Source organism: Ideonella sp. P3_A4, from assembly GCF_056403075.1.
This window is the reverse complement of sequence record NZ_JBFUGE010000668.1, coordinates 1-3,099: the sequence shown is the minus strand read 5'-3', so window position 1 is coordinate 3,099 and position 3,099 is coordinate 1. Positions and strand designations below refer to the sequence as shown.

The window sequence follows — 3,099 nt, the reverse complement described above, 5'->3', positions numbered from 1 at the left end:
CTGCGGGGCGGCGCCGACGCGGTAGTTGGCGACGATGTCTTTCGTTCCGGTGATCGCGCGCGCCGCATCGTCCCAGCCCTCCTGGCCGCAGGCCTGGCCCGAGCAGCCGCCGATGCGCGGGTTGGAGTATTTKTAGTAGTGCGTCCCGGCGTAAGACATCACGTCGCCGTAGTTCGTGCCCGGCACGATGTAGCCCCAGGCGTAGGGGAACACCGGCTCGCCGCCGCCTTGCGCATGGTCGTGGTTCATGCCGAAGTTGTGTCCCACCTCGTGCGGCATGACCATCGTCGGGCAGTTGTCGTCCGTCACGCCATATGCCCAATCGGCATGGCCGCTCGGGCCTTTGGTGACGCTGAGGTAGGCGATGCCGCAAGAGCCCACACCCACCGTCGGTTTGTGCAGCAGGTGCACCACGTCGGCTTTGACGGAGTCGCGCGTGGGTCGCACGTTGGAGAAAGCACCCTGCCCGTTGGTGATCATCGTCAGCAAGGTGCCTTGGTTGACGTTGTCGTCCTGGTTCACGTACAGCGTCTTGACCAGCCGTGCGGTCACCTCGACGGCGCTGTCCCGCAGGATCTGGTTGAAGATCGCCATCTGGCTGTCGATGCGTGCGCGTGCGCCGGCGTCGCCGCCGTATCGGCTGACCATGTTGGGTGTGTAGACGATCATCATGTCGACCGTCGATTGCGCCAGAGGCTGGATGATGCCTTCGGGTGTCGCAGCTTCATCGCGCTTGCGTTCGACCGCAGCGCTCAAGGTCTCTGGCAAACGCGGTTCGGYCAGCGGCGCATAGCCGATGCCGGCGCGTTGCGGGTCGATCAGCCAGGTCTGGCCGGTGCGGCCTTCAACGCGCAGCCCGCCATCACGCAAGGTGACGATGCCATTGGCCAAGCCATTGGGCGCTTCGGTCAGGATCACGCGGTAGTCCGGCCCCAGGTCGCGCAGGTGACCGACGAAGGTGTGGTTGCCCGACTCGCTGCGGCGCGTCTCATCGTGAACCACGACCACGCTGCGGCCGTCCGGCAGGTTCAGCTCGACTTCGGCGTTGATGGGCAGCTTGCGCAGCTGCCGCATGTTCACGTTGACGGGGAACGTGCCTTTGGCTGGCAGGTCCGCGGGCCGCGCCGCCTCTATCTTCTCCAGCTCCGCGCCTTTGGCGTGTGCTCCGAAGATCTTCACTTCCGCCGCTTGAACAGCCGTGCAGGCCATCGCCACCGCAGCCACTCCCCACCTCAGATGATTCAACATGCTCTGTCTCCTTCAGATTGACGATGTGTGTGTCATCCCTGCCTGATCGGGCGGGCTTGTGGCCCGCCCTCTTCTAGTTCGAAACAGCTGGGCGGCCGCAGCAACGGCCGCCCTGTGCTCACGGCGCCCAGGCCGCCTCCACGGCCCAGCGCGTGTCGTTCTCGAAGCTTCCCGAGGTGTTCCAGTCGCTGCCGCCGTAGCCGTCGGCGATCCACACTTCCGACGCGTAGTGCCGTATGAACCGGTTCGGGTAGTTGATGGCTGCAAAGCGCACGCCGCCGCCCTGCCCGCCTGCCGAGCAGAAGGTGGCGTCCTGGTGGTAGAGGTCTGAGTTTTCCATCGGCATGCGCTTCACACGAGAGGCTTGATGGCGAAGGTATTCGCCGGGGAAGTTGCGCGATTCGAACGAGTAGCAGCTGGCGTTCGCCAGGCCCGGCACGATCCGCCAGGTGGCGTCGCCCTTCAGCACTGCATCACTGCCGCTGGTCACCACCTCGGTGTTGGCCAGGCCGTCGATGTGGCGCAGGTAGCGGTTGTCGAAGCCCGGTGTCAGCACGCGCAGCGATTGGAAGTTGCCGGTGGGCAGGATCACCGCGCTGCGCCACCAGCCCGTCTGCTGCGCCCACGATGCGTCGGYCTTGAACAGGTCGCTGTTGTCAGACTGGTGCAGCCACACGCCTTCAGACTGGTGGCGGATGTAGAAGCCGGGCTTGTTGGCCGACTCGAACGACACGCCACCACCACCGTCCAGCGCCTTGCGCGGGCAGAAGGTGGCCGATTGCTTGAAGGCATCGCTGTTGTCGCTCGCGTCGATGCGGATGCGGCCGTCCAGGTGGCGCATGAACTTGCCGGGGATGTTCACTGACTCGAACGACAGGCACGCGCTGTTCGACAGGCCCGTCACCGGCTTCCACGAAGCGTCTTGCTTCAGCACTGCGCTGCTCGCGTCGTCCACCACCGCGGTGTAGCCCAGGTTGTCGAAGTGGCGGATGTAGCGGTCAGTGACGCCCGGCGTGACGGTGCGCAGTGAGTACGAGGTGCCGAGCCGGAAGTACGGCACGCCTTCGACCAGCGCCCGGTTGGTGGCGCGAACGAAGGCGAAGTCCATTTTGTGGATGCGCCGGTCGTAGGTGAGGAAGCCGTTGAGTTCGTCTTCGACATCGGTGATCTCGGTGTAGACCACCGCACTCAAGCCCTTGGTGTTGGCCAGTTCGCGGATGCGGTTCACCTGCCCCACGTAGGCCGATTGCAGCGAAGCCTGGTCGGGGTAGAGCACGTAGCAGCAGGTGGAGTCGGGGTTCCACATGTGGCCGTCCACACGCAGGCCATTGCCGCCGTATTCGCCCAGCACCGAGATGCGGCCGGGCTGCCAGTCCGGCGCCGCGGGGCCGGGGTAGTCGTGCAGGTCGATCAGGTCGCCGGCACCGCTGTCGCCCGGCGCCCAGTTGATGCCCGAGTGGGTGTTGATCAGGCGCGTCGCATCCCACTGGCGGAAGGTGGCCGCCATGCCGGGCATGTCGAAATCGCCCCAGCTCTCGTTGAAGATCACCCAGGTGATGATCGCGGGCGATGAGCGGTGCTCGTTGACGATCTCCTGGTCTTCGGCGCGCACCTTGTCTCGCACGGCCGTGTTGTTCTCGGCGTCCCACGCGTGCGGCATGTCTTGCCACACCAGCAAGCCCAGCTTGTCGGCCCAGTAGTACCAGCGTTGCGGCTCGACCTTGATGTGCTTGCGGACCATGTTGAAGCCCAGGTCCTTGGTGGCCACCAGGTCAGACTTCAGCGCTTCGTCGGTCGGCGCGGTGTAGTTGCCGTCAGGCCAGAAGCCCTGGTCCAGCGGGCCGTTCTGGA

General features: G+C 65.3%; 2 protein-coding genes. Both read right to left on the bottom strand.

The window, feature by feature from the left end:
• Window positions 1–1,248, bottom strand: a 1,248-nt coding sequence (locus AC1DYI_RS30840; RefSeq protein ID WP_477207928.1) for a reprolysin-like metallopeptidase, incomplete at its 3' end; no start/stop codon positions are given.
• A 118-nt stretch (window positions 1,249–1,366) separates the two neighbouring features.
• Window positions 1,367–3,099, bottom strand: a 1,733-nt coding sequence (locus AC1DYI_RS30835) for an AbfB domain-containing protein (RefSeq protein ID WP_477207927.1), incomplete at its 5' end; no start/stop codon positions are given.